The organism is Flavobacterium sp. 38, from assembly GCF_057799715.1.
The window spans coordinates 530,119-547,206 of record NZ_JBYNWZ010000002.1 but is presented as its reverse complement, the minus strand read 5'-3'; the positions used below and the strand labels follow the sequence as shown (position 1 = coordinate 547,206).

12 protein-coding genes are annotated in these 17,088 nt (G+C 34.2%); 11 read left to right on the top strand and 1 reads right to left on the bottom strand.

The annotated features are described in order from the left end of the window. The first annotated feature begins 23 nt into the window (after positions 1–23). From AC3E9W_RS07475 to AC3E9W_RS07465, 3 genes are all read left to right on the top strand, one after another. Positions 24–434 carry a DUF4293 domain-containing protein gene (locus AC3E9W_RS07475; RefSeq protein WP_456896390.1) on the top strand — a complete coding sequence of 137 codons (411 nt, stop codon included), beginning with the start codon at positions 24–26 and terminating at the stop codon, positions 432–434. A 148-nt stretch (positions 435–582) separates the two neighbouring features. Beyond that, complete coding sequence (locus AC3E9W_RS07470; RefSeq protein ID WP_306159949.1) at positions 583–1,242, top strand: response regulator transcription factor; 660 nt, start codon at positions 583–585, stop codon at positions 1,240–1,242. An 11-nt stretch (positions 1,243–1,253) separates the two neighbouring features. Then, positions 1,254–2,168 carry a sensor histidine kinase gene (locus tag AC3E9W_RS07465; protein ID WP_488767839.1) on the top strand — a complete coding sequence of 305 codons (915 nt, stop codon included), beginning with the start codon at positions 1,254–1,256 and terminating at the stop codon, positions 2,166–2,168. Here the strand turns inward: AC3E9W_RS07465 and AC3E9W_RS07460 are convergent, their stop codons facing one another. Further along, positions 2,169–2,663 (bottom strand): metallophosphoesterase family protein, encoded by a 495-nt coding sequence (locus tag AC3E9W_RS07460; RefSeq protein ID WP_488767837.1) that lies wholly within the window; start codon positions 2,661–2,663, stop codon positions 2,169–2,171. 552 nt (positions 2,664–3,215) lie between these two features. Between AC3E9W_RS07460 and truA the strand changes: the two genes are divergently transcribed. The 8 genes from truA to AC3E9W_RS07420 all read left to right on the top strand — a co-directional run bounded on the left by truA (position 3,216) and on the right by AC3E9W_RS07420 (position 16,536). Then, entirely contained in the window at positions 3,216–3,962 is a 747-nt protein-coding gene (gene truA, locus AC3E9W_RS07455; protein WP_488767836.1) for a tRNA pseudouridine(38-40) synthase TruA, read from the top strand. A 138-nt stretch (positions 3,963–4,100) separates the two neighbouring features. Next, a complete protein-coding gene (locus AC3E9W_RS07450) occupies positions 4,101–5,855 on the top strand; it encodes an ABC transporter ATP-binding protein (protein WP_456896382.1) in 1,755 nt (584 codons plus the stop codon). A 16-nt stretch (positions 5,856–5,871) separates the two neighbouring features. Then, positions 5,872–7,443, top strand: coding sequence for a histidine kinase (locus tag AC3E9W_RS07445; RefSeq protein WP_488767834.1), 1,572 nt, complete (start codon positions 5,872–5,874; stop codon positions 7,441–7,443). Between the two features lie 86 nt (positions 7,444–7,529). Beyond that, positions 7,530–10,127 (top strand): zinc-dependent metalloprotease, encoded by a 2,598-nt coding sequence (locus AC3E9W_RS07440; protein WP_488767833.1) that lies wholly within the window; start codon positions 7,530–7,532, stop codon positions 10,125–10,127. A 15-nt stretch (positions 10,128–10,142) separates the two neighbouring features. After that, complete coding sequence (locus AC3E9W_RS07435) at positions 10,143–13,484, top strand: SusC/RagA family TonB-linked outer membrane protein (RefSeq protein ID WP_488767832.1); 3,342 nt, start codon at positions 10,143–10,145, stop codon at positions 13,482–13,484. A 12-nt stretch (positions 13,485–13,496) separates the two neighbouring features. Further along, positions 13,497–14,816 carry a RagB/SusD family nutrient uptake outer membrane protein gene (locus tag AC3E9W_RS07430; RefSeq protein WP_488767831.1) on the top strand — a complete coding sequence of 440 codons (1,320 nt, stop codon included), beginning with the start codon at positions 13,497–13,499 and terminating at the stop codon, positions 14,814–14,816. A 145-nt stretch (positions 14,817–14,961) separates the two neighbouring features. After that, complete coding sequence (locus AC3E9W_RS07425) at positions 14,962–15,726, top strand: LytR/AlgR family response regulator transcription factor (RefSeq protein WP_488767830.1); 765 nt, start codon at positions 14,962–14,964, stop codon at positions 15,724–15,726. A 225-nt stretch (positions 15,727–15,951) separates the two neighbouring features. Further along, on the top strand, positions 15,952–16,536 hold the full coding sequence (locus tag AC3E9W_RS07420) for an NUMOD4 domain-containing protein (RefSeq protein ID WP_202003679.1): 585 nt from the start codon (positions 15,952–15,954) through the stop codon (positions 16,534–16,536). Positions 16,537–17,088: the final 552 nt, after the last annotated feature.

Genomic DNA, 17,088 nt, shown 5'->3' with positions numbered 1-17,088 from the left:
TTTTTGTAAAACATTTTTAGGCCATGATACAAAGAATTCAAACTGTATATTTATTTCTAGCTTTTGCTGCAACTGGCATTTTAATGCTTTTTGTTCCGCTTTGGACAACTAGTGCAGGAAAGCCATTCTTTTTTATGCAGGATCAGCTTTATACTTTTATATTAGGTTTAACAACTATGCTTAGTATTATCAGTATAATTTCATTTAAAAAGAGACAAAATCAGTTTGTGCTAAACAGACTGAATATAATATTAAATTTAATTTTATTAGGATTATTTGTATATCGATCACTAAATTTATCTGGAGAGGCAGAAGTCTCTGAGAAAGGTATTGGGATGTTCATGCCGATTGTTGCTATCGTGTTATTAGTTTTAGCTAATAAGGCCATCAAAAAGGACGAAGATCTTGTAAAATCTGTTGATCGTTTGAGGTAAACCTATAAACTTAGTTTATTTTGTGCGAAGAAAAACCCGAATCTATATTCGGGTTTTTTTTATGCCCTATTGTATTATAAATCAAACCTAAAGAGCATAATAAAAATCTGTTTACGTCATAAATTTGCATTTTCAAATTCAAATAATCATGACACCAAAAATAAGGATTCATCTTGCAGATGACCATCAGGTACTCATTGATGGTCTTTCAAACCTACTGCAAACCGTTTCAAACTTTGAGGTGGCAGGAACTTCATTAGACGGAACTACTGTTTATGACGATGTTGTAAACGACAAAGCCGATGTTTTGATTTTAGATATCAGCATGCCCAAAAAAGACGGCATTGAAACCCTTAAGGAATTTAACGAAAAACAGCTGCCGTGCAATGTCATTATTTTATCCAGCTACGATGATCTCAAAATCATTAAAGAGGTAATGAAATTAGGAGCAAAAGGCTATTTGACCAAAAATTGTGCTGGCGAAAATATTATTGAAGCTGTCGAAGCTGTTTATCAAGGTCAAGAATATTTTAGTGATGCTGTTAGACAAAAAATCTTCAACACCTTCAAAGACAATCCCAAACTTAATCCGAATGCCATTATAGAGAATCCGCTTTTGAGTCCGCGAGAACTTGAAATCATTATTTTGATTGCCTTAGAATACAGCGGAAAGGAAATCAGCGAAAAACTCTTTATCAGCGCGCATACTGTTGAAACACATCGCAAAAACATTATGAAGAAACTGAATATTAAAAGCACAATAGGTTTGGTAAAATATGCGCTCAAAAACAATTTGATTAATCCTTAAAAATTCCTGTAATGTTTCGTTTCAACTTTCTTATCTCTTTGCTATTGCTTTTTGCCGTTAAAAGCACCAGCATAGCACAGCCAAATGATAGAATAAACGCAAGGGCGGCACAGACAGAGATAAGCAGTGTAAGCAAACCAAATCACGTTAGCAAAACAGAACAGCTTCGAAATAAAAAAGTCGTTAGCTTATCTATAATACTTATCGTTATTATTTTTCTTTTGTTTTACTTTTTATACCAAAACAATAAACTAAAACAAAAAATAAAAAGAAAGGATACGAAACAAAAAATCCTTCTCAACATTATCAATTCTAGCATTGATTCTCAAGAAATAGAGCGTAAAAAAATTGCTTCTTTTCTGCATGACAACATCAATTCGCTATTATCTTCTGCGGGATTACATTTAAATACTTTTACAGCACAGCACGATATAAAATCGAACGAAATACAGAAAGCAAAAACAATCCTTTCTGAAGCGCATGAGCTTTTACGAGACATGTCTCACGATCTTGTTCCGTCGCTTTTGGTTCGTTTTGGATTGATTTATGCGTTAGAAGATTTATGCGAAAAGAACTCCAATTCGGCAATCGAATTTGCGTTTTCAAGTGCTATTCCAACCAGTAGAAGATATATTGAAAAATTCGAAATGAAAATCTATTTTATTGTCAGCGAATTGTTCAGCAACATTACCAAACATAGCAATGCAAAAAAGGCAAAACTTTCTTTGACCGAAAAAGAAAATCAGTTAATTCTGCGCATTCATGATGACGGAATTGGTTTTAAAACCCAAAAATTAAACGATGCAGAAGGTTTCGGCTTAAACAGAATTAGAGCCCGAATTAAAAAATATAAAGGAACTTTAGCTATCGTTTCCAAAGAAAATCTGGGAACTAAAATAAAAATCCAGATTCCGCTGCCACACTAATTACTTCGCTCCTATTTCGACAATTTCTAAATCTTTGATTTTATCATCATCAATTACAAAGCGAAGCATGGTTCTTACCTTATGAAAACCGCTTTTTCCCGCCGCGCCTGGGTTCATGTGCAATAGATTGTTCTTTTTATCAAACATGACTTTCAAAATATGCGAATGTCCGCAAATAAATAATTTAGGCGGATTCAGAGCCAATTCTTCCCTAACATTTTGATTGTATTTTCCCGGAAAACCTCCGATATGCGTAATCCAAACGGAAACATTCTCGCATGAAAAACGATTGTTTAACGGAAATTCTAATCTTGCTTTTGCGTCATCGATATTTCCGTAAACCGCTCTGAGAGGTTTTAGTTTTTTAATGGTATCGGTAACCGTCAGATCTCCAATATCTCCAGCATGCCAGACCTCATCTGCCTGAGCAACATATTTTAAAATGGTATCGTCGATATGACTGTGAGTATCGGAAAGCAGTAGGATTTTGGTCATTTTTTAAAGGTTCTAAGTTGCTAAGATACTAAGGTTCTAAGTTTTTTTTGCCGCGAAGGCACAAAGGCGCGAAGTTTTTTTGCCACGAAGGCACAAAGGCACGAAGATTTTTTAGTACAGAGGCGAACCACAGTGCGTCTGACATTGGATTGTATAATGATTAATATTTTTTTATGTCTTTGTGCCTTTGTGGCAAAACCCAATCTAGCGTGAGACGCACTGCGGTGCGTCTCTACAATGAAAAATAAAAAACTTTGTGCCTTCGCGACTTTGTGGCAAAACCAATCTAGCGTGAGACGCACTGCGGTGCGACTCTACAATCCAAAACACAAAAAAACCTTTGTGCCTTCGCGACTTTGTGGCAAAACCAATCTAGCGTGAGACGCACTGCGGTGCGACTCTACAATCCAAAACACAAAAAAACCTTTGTTACTTTGTCACTTTGAAACTTTGCCACCTAAAAGAAAAACCTTAGAACCTTAGCATCTCAGAATCTTAGCATCTTAAAAAAAACCTTTGTACCTTTGCCTCTCAGAACCTCTGTCCCTTAAAATGAGATATTTTATTCAATTCGCTTATAACGGAACCCATTATCATGGCTGGCAAATACAGCCAAATGCTTCTTCAGTTCAGGAAACTTTAAATAAGGCTTTTTCGGTTTTACTAAATGAAACTATCAGCATTATGGGTGCTGGAAGAACTGACAGTGGTGTTCATGCAAGCGAAATGTACGGGCATTTTGATACAGAAAAAACCTTAGATATTCCGGTTTTAATTCACAAACTGAATTCGTATTTACCAAAAGACATTGCAATTTTTGACATTATACTCGTTCACGATGATGCACATTGCCGATTTGATGCGACAAAACGAACGTATGAATATCATATCAATACCGTTAAAAATCCGTTTTTACAGGAATTGAGCTGGTATGTTACGCAGAAATTGGATGTTGAATTAATGAATGAAGCGGCTCAGCTCTTATTAAAACATACTGATTTCGAATGTTTTTCGAAAGTTCATACCGATGTCAATACATTTGATTGCACGATTTTTGAGGCATACTGGAAACAAGAAAATGGAAAACTGATTTTTACCATTTCAGCAAATCGTTTTTTAAGGAATATGGTTCGCGCGATTGTTGGCACTTTGATCAATATCGGTTTAAAGAAAATTTCTTTAATAGATTTTGAAAATATCATTGCTAGCAAAAGCAGAGAAAAAGCAGGATTTTCGGTTCCTGCACATGGTTTATATTTAACCAAAATAGAGTACGATTACATAAATAGCCCTGATTGAAGTGAAAAGCTTTTTTGAAAAAAATATAGTTTTTGTGTTTTGATAAAGCGACCAACGGAAGCTCTTAGCAAAACATTACAAAAACATATTTTTGAAAAAAACTTGTAACGGAAAGCAGGAAACAGCTCCTAAAAATAAATGAAAGCAAAAGCATTCGATACTGGATTATTCAAACGAATATTAAAATATACCCGTCCTTACAAATGGCGTTATTATGGCGTAATCCTATTTGCCATTTCGCTGTCTATTTTTGCAGCACTTCGTCCTTATTTATTAAAAGAAACGGTCGATGGTTACATCAAAACTCATGATAAAATGGGATTGCTGATGTATATCATTTTGATGGGAGTAGTTTTGCTAATGGAGGTTTTTTCGCAATTCTATTTTGTTTATTGGGCAAACTGGCTCGGGCAGGATATTGTAAAAGATATTAGAACGAAACTTTTCAAACACATTTTGAGTTTCAGAATGAAATATTTTGATTTGGTTCCGGTTGGACAACTTGTAACACGTGCCGTTTCGGATATCGAGTCGATTGCGCGAATTTTCAGCCAAGGTTTGTTTATGATTATAAGCGATTTGATGAAAATGGTTGTGGTTTTGATTTTTATGTTTTACATGAACTGGAAACTGACTTGGATTGTTATCGTTGCAATGCCAATTTTGGTTTACATTACTAGAATTTTTCAGCGTAAAATGCAGGTTGCTTTTGAAGAAGTACGAACACAGATTGCTAATATGAACTCGTTTGTGCAGGAACGTGTTACGGGAATGAAAATCGTACAGCTTTTTAACCGCGAAAAAATCGAGGCCGAAAACTTTAAAGAAATCAACAACAAACACAGAGTCGCTTGGATTAAAACGATTTTGTACAACTCGATCTTCTTCCCGATTGCCGATATTATTTCGTCTATTACTTTAGGTTTGGTTGTGGTTTATGGCGGATTCCGAATATTAAACGGTGATCATTTTACGACTTTTGGAGATTTGTTTTCATACACGATGTTTATCGGAATGTTGTTTAATCCGCTTCGTCAAATTGCGGATAAATTTAATGAGATGCAATTGGGAATGATTGCGGCCAATCGTGTTTTTGACATTATCGATACACAAGATCACATTCAGGATACAGGAACAATTGAGGCTCCAGTTTTTAACGGAAAAATTGATTTTAAAGACGTTCGTTTCAGTTACATTCCAGAAGAAGAAGTTATTAAGGGAATTGATTTGTCAGTTTCAGCTGGACAAACTGTTGCCATTGTTGGTTCTACTGGTGCTGGAAAATCTACGATTATTAATTTGCTGAATCGTTTTTACGAAATTAATAGCGGTACAATTTGCATTGACGGCGAAAATATCGAAAACTATACTTTGGCTTCTTTAAGAAAACAGATTGCTGTCGTTCTGCAAGATGTATTTTTGTTTGCCGACACGATTTATAACAATATTACTTTGCATAATCCTGAAATTACAAGAGATCAAGTAATTGATGCAGCGAAGAAAATTGGCGTTCATGATTTTATTATGAATCTGCCCGATAATTATGATTTTGATGTAAAAGAGCGTGGTGTAATGCTTTCTTCTGGACAAAGACAGCTGATTGCTTTTTTACGTTCGTATGTAAGTAATCCGAGTATTTTAATTTTGGACGAAGCAACTTCTTCTATCGACACGTATTCTGAAGAAATGATTCAGCGCGCAACTGAAACGATTACAAAAGGAAGAACTTCGATTATTATTGCGCACAGACTAGCAACAATTGTAAATGCAGATAAAATTGTGGTGATGGATAAGGGATTGATTGTTGAACAAGGAACGCATCAGGAGTTATTGCAAAAAACTGATGGGTACTATAAAAATTTATATGACTCGCAATTTGCCGTAGCAAATTAAGTCATGATGATACTTTTTGAAATTTAGAATAAAAAATATTACTTCTCGACGCGCGTTCTTAATATACGTTATTGTTTCGATTCTGATTACCGTTTTATCTGTTTATATTTTAAGTAATCTTATTACTGATCTTACAGAAAAAGCAAATGAAGATGCATCGTTACGTACTTTAGTTAAAAAACAGGAATTCATGTCTCAAGAATTTTCAAAATTTCTGGAGCAGGAAAAAAAGATAGCGCATGTTCTAAAAATAAGCAACTCCAATAATCTTGATAATAATCTGCAGCTTATGTCTCAGCTACAAGACAACAGCAGATTGGTCGAGAATACTTGGTTTCAGATTAATGAAAATTTTATTAAGTACGGGAACAAAACTATCTCAAATGAAACCAAAAACGATATAAAAACTTTTCTGCAGCAAAACAAAAAGGTACAGCATGTAAGTATTGTTGTTCGTGAGGGAAAAGAATTGGTTTGGCGCATTTACTTCAAACTGATTTCAGATGATGATACTGTTGTCAAATATGGTTACGACATTAATTTAAGATTGCTGCATACTTATTTTTCTAAAACAGACAAAACAGCTTCCAACTACGCTTTTGTTTTTGATAAAAAAGGAACATGCCTTTATCATCCAGAAGCCGCTTTTATTGGAAAAAACATTTTTAAGATTTCATCATTTAATCCTTCTGACACTATTTTTAGCGAAAAAGAAGATTTTGTAAAAAGAGTCACGATGTCTGAGTTTTTGAAACTCGATGTAATACGCTATACTCAAAAGCTGGATGTTAAAAATTCAAACTGGTTTATCTCCGTTAATTTTCCAAAAATCTTTGTAGACGAAAATGTAGCGATTATTAAAAGATATTCGACTTTAACCTATTCGATTACGACTATAATGTTGTTATTGATTTTTTATCTTTTCTCTTATGCCAACAGGCGTGCCTACCGAGAAAAAGGTATTGCGATAAAAGAGAAAAATAAGCTCTTGGTTGAAAACGAAAAAATCATCAAAGAAAAAGCGCTAATCCAGTTACAGCAATTAAAAGAGCAGATTAATCCTCACTTTTTATTTAATTCGCTCAACTCCCTTTATATGCTGATCGGAAGCGACATTAAAGTGGCGCAGAAATTTACATTAAACCTATCTCGCATTTATCGTTATTTAATTGATCCGCCAGAGAAGAACGTTGTTCCTCTGAAGGACGAACTTTTATTTATCGAAAAATACATCTTTTTACAGCAGACTCGTTTTAAAGACGAATTATTCTTTTCTATAGAAATCGAAAACGAAACTGCTTTAAACAAACACATCCCCTATCTATCTTTTCAGATTGCGGTAGAAAATGCTATTAAGCATAATACTGCCACTCAGGAAAGTCCCTTAACTACAAAAATCCTGATTCAAGAAAACCAGGTAATCATCAGCAACAATCTTCAGAAGAAATTGGCTGCAGAACCGAGTACTAAATTTGGGTTAAACTACCTGAAGAGTATTTACAACTATTATTCAAAAAACAATTTTAAGACATCAGAAAAAGATGGCTATTTTGTTTGTATTCTTCCATTAATATCCATTCACTCCTAAAAAAAAGCCACTCACTCCTTTTTGTTTTTTTCGTTAACTAAAATAAAATAGTTTCGGATCGAAAATTAACCTAAACTTAACATCTGATGAAGGAAAAGTCATTCCTGCATAATTTGGTAACAATTTGCATACTTTTATTATTATTATCACCGCTTACTGTTCAATCTCAAAAGAAAAAGAAGGACAAAAAAGAAGATACAACTGAAATTAAAAAAGATTCTACCGATTCTAAAAAAGGTAAAAAATATGGTGACCTTCTAAAAAAGGGCGTTGTTAAAAAAGGACTTTTCAATATTATTCAGGTTAAAACCGATGTTTATTTTGAAATTCAAGACAGTTTATTCCAAAGAGAGTTTTTAGTTGTAAACAAATTATCTCAAGTCCCTTTTCAAGTAAACGAAGCAGGTTTAAACAAAGGAATGAATTATGAAAACAAGATTATCAGTTTTTACAAAGATACAATTGCAAAGAAGGTTTGGGTAAAATCGTATGTACCGAAAGTTTCTTCACCTAAAGAGGATGCCATTACACAATCGGTTCAAAATAATTTTGCCGAATCGATTATTGAAGTTTTTGATATTGAAACAAAAAATAATGATTCGACAGCTGTTGTAATTAAAGTAAATAAGATTTTTGACGGAAAACAAAAAAGCTTCAATGATGTTTTGAGCAACATTGGTTTTGGCGGTTCGGTAAAATCTGAGCTTTCTTATATTGAAGGTTTAAAATCTTTTCCAAAAAACATTGTGGTAAAATCGCAGCTGACTACTTCTGTTAGCGAAGGCGGTCCTGCATTATCTGTAACTCTTGGGGTTACAAGCAATATTATTTTATTGGACAAAACTCCAATGAAACCTCGTTTTTCTGATAATAGAATTGGTTTCTTTACAGAAAAACACTGGTATTTTGCCGATTCTCAGCAGGCAATGCTAGAAAAAGAATTAATAACACGCTGGCGTTTAGAACCTAAAAAAGAAGACGAAGAGCGTTATTTAAAAGGTGAATTAGTAGAGCCGAAAAAACCAATCGTTTATTACATCGACCCGTCTACTCCAAAACAATGGAGAAAGTATATTATTGATGGCGTACACGATTGGCAGGCAGCTTTTGAAAAGGCAGGATTTAAAAATGCCATTATAGCAAAAGAACCTACTGAACAAGATTTGGATTTTGATATTGATGACGTACGCTATTCTGTAATTACGTATGCAGCATCTCCAAAATCAAACGCTATGGGACCTTCTGTGGTTGACCCAAGAAGCGGTGAAATTATCGAATCTGATATTATCTGGTGGCATAATGTTATGACTTCGCTTCAAAGTTGGATGCGTATTCAGACTGGCCCAATCGATCCGAAAGCTAGAGGAAATAAATTTAGTGACGAACATATGGGAGAGGCAATTCGTTTTGTTTCTTCTCACGAAGTTGGTCATACTTTTGGTCTGAAACACAATATGGGTTCTTCTTTTGCTTATGATGTTGAATCATTGCGTTCTAAAGAATTTACAGCAAAAATGGGCGGAACCGCTCCGTCTATTATGGATTACGCACGCTACAATTATGTGGCTCAGCCAGAAGACAATGTAACGGTTATTACTCCAAAAATTGGAGAATATGATAAATATGCTATTGAATGGGGTTACAGATGGTATTCGCCTAACGAAAACGAGACAGCAAAACTAAACGCCTTAATTACAAAACATCAAAATGACCCCATTTATTTCTATGGCCAGCAGCAGGAAAATATCGTTGATCCGCGTTCGCAATCAGAAGATTTAGGAAACGATGCCGTAAAAGCAAGCGAATACGGTTTGAAAAACCTTAAACGTGTTGTCGAGAATATCTTAAACTGGACTTACGATAAAGATCGTTCTTATTATGAAACAGGAAAATTGTACATCGGCACGATCGGTCAATGGCAATTGTACAATCGTCACGTAATGAATAATATTGGTGGGGTTTATTTGAATGAAACGGTTCACGGAGATAACAAACAAAGCTATATTCCAGTTTCTGCTGAGATGCAGAAAAGGGCTGCCGATTATTTAGCTAAAAATGTACTTACGATTCCGCAATGGCTGTTTTTCAATGACATTTTAGACAAAACAAATCCGCTGAAAGATTCTCCTCTTGGACCATACGAATATACTCCGTATACCCTTTCGAGAGAATTACAATACAGTATTCTGTATGATTTATTGAGCGATGATCGTTTGCTGAGAATGACTGAAAATGAATTGTATCAGCGAAATAAATCCAAAGATCCCGTTTTTACCGTAAATGATTTGTTTAAAAAAATGCACCAAAGCGTTTTTGCAGGAACAATTGCCAATAAATCATTATCGATTCTGGAGCGTATGACGCAAAAGAATTACGTAGATGTTTTAATTGTTTCGACCAATAAATTATTCGAAAAAACAGATGCTAAAAAACTATTAGACATTCAGCAGACTTTAAATATGCCTCATTTGTGCACTTATTTAGATAATGCCCACATGGCAAAAAATATTAATCAATCTTCTTTAAAAAGAGTTACAGAAGTGACTTCAGATAAAAAAGGAGAATTAAATAAAGTGCTTCAATTATTAAAAACTAAAAAAAACACAGGAAACCAATCTACCCAAAACCATTATCGCGATTTGATCCAACGAATCGAAAAAGCTCTAAATAACACAACCTTTTAATACACAACCAAAAACATGACAAAAATTTTACAAGCCTTACTGCTATTCCTGGCCATCGCAGGATATTCGCAGGAATCTCGAACTATTTCGGGTATTGTTTTAGACGAAACAGACAAATCTCCAGTTCCAGGAGCATCAATTTTCGTAGAAAACAATTCTATCTCTAATAAAACAGCTATGGCTGGAATTATTCAAAGCTCAAGCATCGGAACTACTTCAGATTTTGATGGTAAGTTTCAATTAAAAGTCCCTAAAAATGTTACTGCTTTAAGAATAACATTTATGGGATACAAATCCTATACTTTAGATTTATCTTCTTCTCAAAAAGAATATACAATCAGTTTAAAATCTGAAGTTGGAAAACTTCAGGAAGTTGTAGTAACGGGTTACCAAAAAATAGAAAAAAGAAAGCTTACCTCTGCAATTGCAAAAGTAGACATGGCTTCTATTCAACAAGCAGGAGTTGCAAGTGTAGATCAAATGTTATTAGGACAGGTTGCGGGAGTTGTTGTAACTACGGAATCTGGAGCACCAGGAGCGCCAGCTAAAATTAGAATTAGAGGAACTGCTTCTCTTAACGGTTCACAAGATCCTCTTTGGGTTTTGGACGGTTTGCCATTAGAAAGCCAGGATGTTCCTAAAAACTACGATAAAGACAATATCGATTTATTGGCAAATTATTCTATCGCTGGCTTAAATCCTGATGATATTAAAGATATTACCATTTTAAAAGATGCTGCTGCAACTTCTATTTATGGAGCACGTGCTGCAAACGGAGTTATTGTAATTACGACTAAAAAAGGAAAAAGTGGTAAAATGACAATTAATGTTAACACCAATACTTTTATCAATCTAAAACCAGATTTCGACAAATTGAATTTGATGAATGCTTCTCAAAAAGTTGATTTTGAACTGGGTCTGGCGAGTCGTTCCGATTTAACCTACAGAGATACCAATGGTGAGATCGCTCGTATTTTGAATGGAGCTAATGAATTAAACACTTTCAGAACTGGCGGATTCTCTTCTTTAAGTCCGGCTACACAAAATGCTATCAATACTTTAAGAAACAATAATTTTAACTGGGGGAACTTAATTTACCAAAATGCAATCAATACGCAGCACGGTTTAAGTATGTCTGGTGGAGGTGAAAAATCAGATTACTATTTCTCTGCAGGTTTTTATGATGAGCAGGGAACTACTATCGGAACTGGTTTCAAACGTTACAATTTAACTTTAAAAAACAACTACGAAGTATCAGACCGATTTAAAGTTGGCGTTGGACTTTTCGGTTCAGAGTCTATCAAAAACTCTTACGTGACAGATGTTAGCACAAATACGAATCCTGCAAATTACACCAGAAACGTAAATCCGTACCTGACACCTTATAATGCTGACGGAAGTTATAAATATGACCAAGATATCACTGGATATTCTGATCGTTACATTCCATTTAATATTTTAGAAGAAAGAGCCAATACTTCTTACGATCTAAAAACAAGAGCCATAAAAGCGATTTTAGATGCCGAGTATAAAATTACAGATCATTTAAAAGCAAGTAGCCAGCTCGGTCTTCAGTTGGACCATAATTCTTCTGAGAAATTTGCTGGTCAAAATAGTTACTACACTAGAAGATATAGAGAAACATCACGTTATTTTTCTAATGGTAGTTTCAATTACTTCCTTCCCAATGGTGGTGTAATTGAAAATAACAATAACGACTTTTTTCAATACAATTTAAAGACAACACTTAATTACTCGAATGTTTTTGCTGATAAACATGAGGTTGAAGTTATGGTTGGTAATGAATTAAGAAGAAATTATCAAACTTCTATTTTTACAAAAGGATTCGGTTTTGATGAAAATACATTGACAACACAGCAAATTGTTTTCCCAAATGCTGACATGGCAAACAACCCAGAATACAGAACATACCGAAAGGTACAAACCGAAAGTGCATTTGCTTCTTTCTTTGCAACGGCTTCTTATACTTACAACAGAAAATATACTGTTTTCGGAAGTGCGAGATATGATGGTTCAGATTTATTTGGTGTAGATCCAAAATACAAATATTTACCACTTTGGTCAGCTTCTGGTGCATGGTTGGTTTCTCAAGAAAACTTCTTAAGAGACAGTAATATTGTTTCAAACCTTAGATTGCGCGGTTCTTACGGTTTACAGGGAAATATCGACAAAAACACTTCTCCATTTGTTGTAGGAGAAAACAAAACTACGACTATTCTTCCGGGACAGACAGAACCTACGATTGTAGTAATTAGTCCTCCGAACGAAAAATTACGTTGGGAAAAAACTACAAGTACAAACTTTGGTGCAGACCTTGGATTGTTTCATAACCGTATTAGTATTATTGCTGATGTTTATGGAAGAAAAAGTTCCGATTTATTAGGAAATAGAGCATTACCGGTAGAAAATGGTTTTGAGTTTACAAACATGAACTGGGCGCAGGTAACCAATAAAGGTTTTGAACTTTCCATTGCCACAAAAAATATCGATCGTCCAAATTTTAAATGGACTACCAATTTTAACCTTGCACAAAACAAAAGTAATGTTGATCGTATAGAAGTTCGTGATACTGATTATATGCCAAGCAGAGAAGGTCGTCCTGTAAATGCAATTTTCGGATTTAAAACAAACGGAATTGATGAAAACGGAAATCCATTATTCGTTAACAAAAAAGGAGAAACTGTAAACAGCCAGACTTTCTTCGGATTGTATGATGTTTTAGCAGACATATTCCCAGGAGAGTTTTCGCAATCTAACTTATCAGCGGCAGAATTTAGAGATTTATTTACTTATTTAGGAGATAGAGATCCTAAATTTACAGGAGGTATTACCAATACTTTCAAAGTAGGTAATTTTGATTTAGCAGTTGTGGCTTCGTTTACTTTAAACCAAACTATGGTAGAAACACCGCCTTATTACGGAGCAGAAGTAGACAGAGGATTTAATTATTCGACTAGAATTTTAAATGCGTGGTCACCAACTAACACCTCTTCAAACCTGCCAGGCATTACAAGCCAGACTTCTGGAACAGGAGATTCGTGGATGGCTTACCAATGGTATTCAGGAGGAAATCAAATTAAAACAATGAACTATCTGGACACATGGGTTCATGAAATGAGTTATATGAGATTAAACAGTATGCGTTTAGGTTATACATTCCCAAAGGCATTTACAGATCAAATTAATATTTCAAGTATCAGACTGAATGTTGAAGCTAGAAACTTATTTGTAATCAGTTCCGATTTCAAAGGGTATTTTGATCCAGAAACTTATGGAAATATTTATTCTCAGCCAGTTCCTAAGTCATTTACGCTAGGATGTAATGTTACTTTTTAATACTATCAAAAGATGAAAAAATACTCAAAATATATATTGTTTTTTATCGCAGCGCTAACCGTAAGCAGTTGCGATGATTATCTGGATGTAACGCCTATTGGTAAAGTAATTCCAGAAACATTACCACAGTTTCGCGCCGTTTTAACAACAGGATATTCAGTTTATCCACAACACAAATCATTGACTGAAGTTCGTGCAGATGGACTTATAATGAATGAATTTAGCGATGACTTTATCTATTACAAAGACATCTATACTTGGAAAGATTCTAATCCAGACAAGATTACAACTTCTTTTCAATATAAGAATTTATATAATGTCATTTTTTACACGAATGTTTTAATCAATGAAGCTTCTAACAAAATCGAAACTTCTGCAGAAAGAGACCAATTAATTGGAGAAGCTTACGCTTTAAGAGCAATGGCGTATTTTGATTTGGTTAATCTTTTTGCAAAACCTTACAATGCCACAACTGCAGCAAGCGACAAAGCAGTACCATTGGCATTAGAGATCGATTTAGAACAGGCTTTTATTCCTGAAACTGTAGAAGTAATTTACAATCAAATTATTTCTGACACCAATGAAGCAGAAAAATTGCTTAATGTCGTATCGCAGCCAAAAGGATTAAATTACCGTTTTTCAAAATCTTCTTTATATAGTTTAGAAAGCCGTATTTATCTGTGCCAAAAACAATGGCAAAAATCTCTCGATGCAGCAAACAAAGCATTGGCAATCAAGAATAATTTAGTTGATTTAAATGCAACAAAAGTTTTGGCTAACAGATATGATGGCGTAGAATCTATCTTAGCGCTTGAAAACACCTTTATCAACAGTTTGAAAGCGACATCATATGCTTCTCCAGACTTAATTGCTACCTACAACAAAACGACAGATTTACGTTATTCGCTTTACTTTTTAGCAAGCGGAAGCCGTTTTAGAATCCAAAAAGGTGGTGAAGATGCTCAAAAATGTTCTTTTAGAACTTCTGAATTGTATTTAACAAAAGCAGAAACGTTATTGGAGTTAAATAACGTAGCAGATGCCAAAACCACTGTATTAGATTTTATTGCAAAACGATACAATCCTTCTGGTCTTGTACAGCTTACCACTTCTGTTAATGGAATGAACGCAACTGATCTGGCAACATTTATTGGTGAAGAAAGACGCCGTGAATTTGCTGCAGAAGGACATCGTTGGTTTGACTTGAGAAGAACTACTCAAAAACAAATCGTTCATACTGTTGATGGAAGCGATTATACTTTGATACAAAATGATCCGCGTTATACTATTATTTATCCAGCAGACGCGAGATTGAACAATCCCAATCTATAATACACCTATTGTTTTTTTTAAAGGTTCAGTTTTTACAGCTGAACCTTTTTTTTTATAAATTCCATACAAGAAAATGCACAGTTTATTGCGAATAAGAATTACTGAAATTATCTTTGCAGCATAACCGGTTCAAAATTTCCGTAAAATGAAAATTGCCATTGTAGAAGACGAACACCTTGCTTCTAGCTATCTAAAATCGATTTTAGAGCAGCAGGACGTTTTATCGATTGCAGCAATCAGCGTTTTAAAATCGGTAAAAGAAGCGGTTGTTTTTTTTAGCGAAAACAAAGTCGATCTCGCTTTTATGGACATTCATTTAGGCGATGGAAAAAGTCTCGAAATTTTCGAAAAAACCACTATTACCTGTCCAGTAATTTTCATCACCGCTTATGATTCTTATGCTATTTCTGTTTTCAAACATTTTACAATTGACTATCTTTTAAAACCATTTGAAGAAGACGAACTTTTGGAAGCACTTCAAAAATTCAAAAAAATAAAAGATAGTTTTAACAGCAATTCTACCCTTGAATCTTTAGTTGCAATAGAAAATCCCGAAAGCAGTAAAATTCAGCGTCATTTCTTAGTAAATCATGGCTATAAAATGATTTCTATTAACGAAAGTGAAATCACCTATTTTTCTGCAACAGGAAAACACCTTTTCATTCATATAATATCAGGAAACAGCTATTTGTACAATAATACCTTAACAGATATTATAAATAGCCTAGATCCTTTTAATTTCTTTAAAGTAAATCGAAAGTATATTGTTACCAGAAACAGCATTAAAGAAGTTGTAAAACATTCTAACCAAAAGATCGAATTGATTTTGACTGTTCCGCCAGCAGAATCTGACGCAATTTTCATCAGTAAAAAGGAAATCAACAATTTCAAAAACTGGCTAAATCAATAATTTAATCATTATTTAGCTATAAATTAATGTTCGTTTCCTAAATTAAAAAACTGCAGAATTCATAAATTGTGATTTAAAATCCGACTAAAAACTGCTAAAAACACTTTAAAACGTTAAATTAGCGTTATAGAAATCATAAAATTGATCTTTCACAATCAGGAAGATAGCAGGATTTTTTGGTTTATTATTTATCTTTGAGAATGTAGAAATCAAATGTAAAAGAAAATGCCACAAAATAGATTTTATCCTGATGAAAAATTCAAAGAAATAGAAATAAACGCCTCATTACAATTAAGATACGCCATTTCGAACAGAGGTCGATTAATAAGTTTTACAGACGAAATTGAAAACGGCCGCATCCTAAAAGGCGGACTAAGCGACGGATACCCAACTTTCCGTTTTAAGGTCAAAAAAGACGATAAAATCGTTAATAAATATCTCTTCTTATACAAATTAGTTGCCCAATATTTCATTCCGAAAGAATCTGAAGAGCAAACCTATGTTCTGCATTTGGATTATAACAGAGCGAATGATGACGTACGCAATTTACGCTGGGCAACCAAACAAGAAATGATGGCGCACAGCCGTAAAAGTCCGCGCGTTATACAAGCCAAAAAGAACTTAATTGAACACAATCTCAAAGCAGACGGACGAAAATTAACCACTACAAAAGTGATGTTAATCAAAAAAATCCTTGCAAGACCAGAACAAAAAACGCGTCTTAAAATGATTGCAAAACAATTTGGCGTAAGCGAAATGCAAATCAGAAGAATTGCCAGTGGAGAAAACTGGGGACATGTGAAGATTTAAAAATTTTGTTTCAAGTTTATTTGTTTTCATGTTTCAAATTGTCAGGCTGAGCAAAGTCGATGCCATTCACATAGAAAATAGAATAGCCACAGATTACACAGATTAACACAGATTTTAAAATCCTTTTAATCCTAATAATCTGTGGCTTTTTTGATTCACCACGAATCAATACTTTTTTTAATAATTTGTGAAAATTTGTGCAATTTGTGGTTGGATTTTTTTCAAAAGTTTAACCTAAACAACTATCAGATTGAACGTTACAACACTTCGAAAGGAGCCATTCACATTAAAAATATAATAGCCACAGATTATTAACACAGATTTAAAAAAATCTTTTTAATCCTAATAATCTGTGGCTTATTTTATTCATAAAGATTTGAAACTTCGGGAGAAGCCAACGCGCAAAGCTCTTCGACTCCGCTCAGAGTGACAAAAATATAAACAGCTACGAATTAAATTAAAAATTCGCGCCAATTCGTGCAATTCGTGGCTTATTTTTTTACAGAAAACATTTCACATTTCACAACTCACAATTCACAACTTTTTCAGTTT

Coding starts and splice junctions, on each gene's coding strand:
- AC3E9W_RS07440 (WP_488767833.1), top strand. CDS start 7,530: ATGAAGGAAAAGTCATTCCTGCATAATTTGGTAACAATTTGCATACTT.
- AC3E9W_RS07435 (WP_488767832.1), top strand. CDS start 10,143: ATGACAAAAATTTTACAAGCCTTACTGCTATTCCTGGCCATCGCAGGA.
- AC3E9W_RS07470 (WP_306159949.1), top strand. CDS start 583: ATGACACCAAAAATAAGGATTCATCTTGCAGATGACCATCAGGTACTC.
- AC3E9W_RS07475 (WP_456896390.1), top strand. CDS start 24: ATGATACAAAGAATTCAAACTGTATATTTATTTCTAGCTTTTGCTGCA.
- AC3E9W_RS07465 (WP_488767839.1), top strand. CDS start 1,254: ATGTTTCGTTTCAACTTTCTTATCTCTTTGCTATTGCTTTTTGCCGTT.
- AC3E9W_RS07425 (WP_488767830.1), top strand. CDS start 14,962: ATGAAAATTGCCATTGTAGAAGACGAACACCTTGCTTCTAGCTATCTA.
- AC3E9W_RS07450 (WP_456896382.1), top strand. CDS start 4,101: ATGAAAGCAAAAGCATTCGATACTGGATTATTCAAACGAATATTAAAA.
- AC3E9W_RS07430 (WP_488767831.1), top strand. CDS start 13,497: ATGAAAAAATACTCAAAATATATATTGTTTTTTATCGCAGCGCTAACC.
- AC3E9W_RS07420 (WP_202003679.1), top strand. CDS start 15,952: ATGCCACAAAATAGATTTTATCCTGATGAAAAATTCAAAGAAATAGAA.
- truA (WP_488767836.1), top strand. CDS start 3,216: ATGAGATATTTTATTCAATTCGCTTATAACGGAACCCATTATCATGGC.
- AC3E9W_RS07460 (WP_488767837.1), bottom strand. CDS start 2,663: ATGACCAAAATCCTACTGCTTTCCGATACTCACAGTCATATCGACGAT.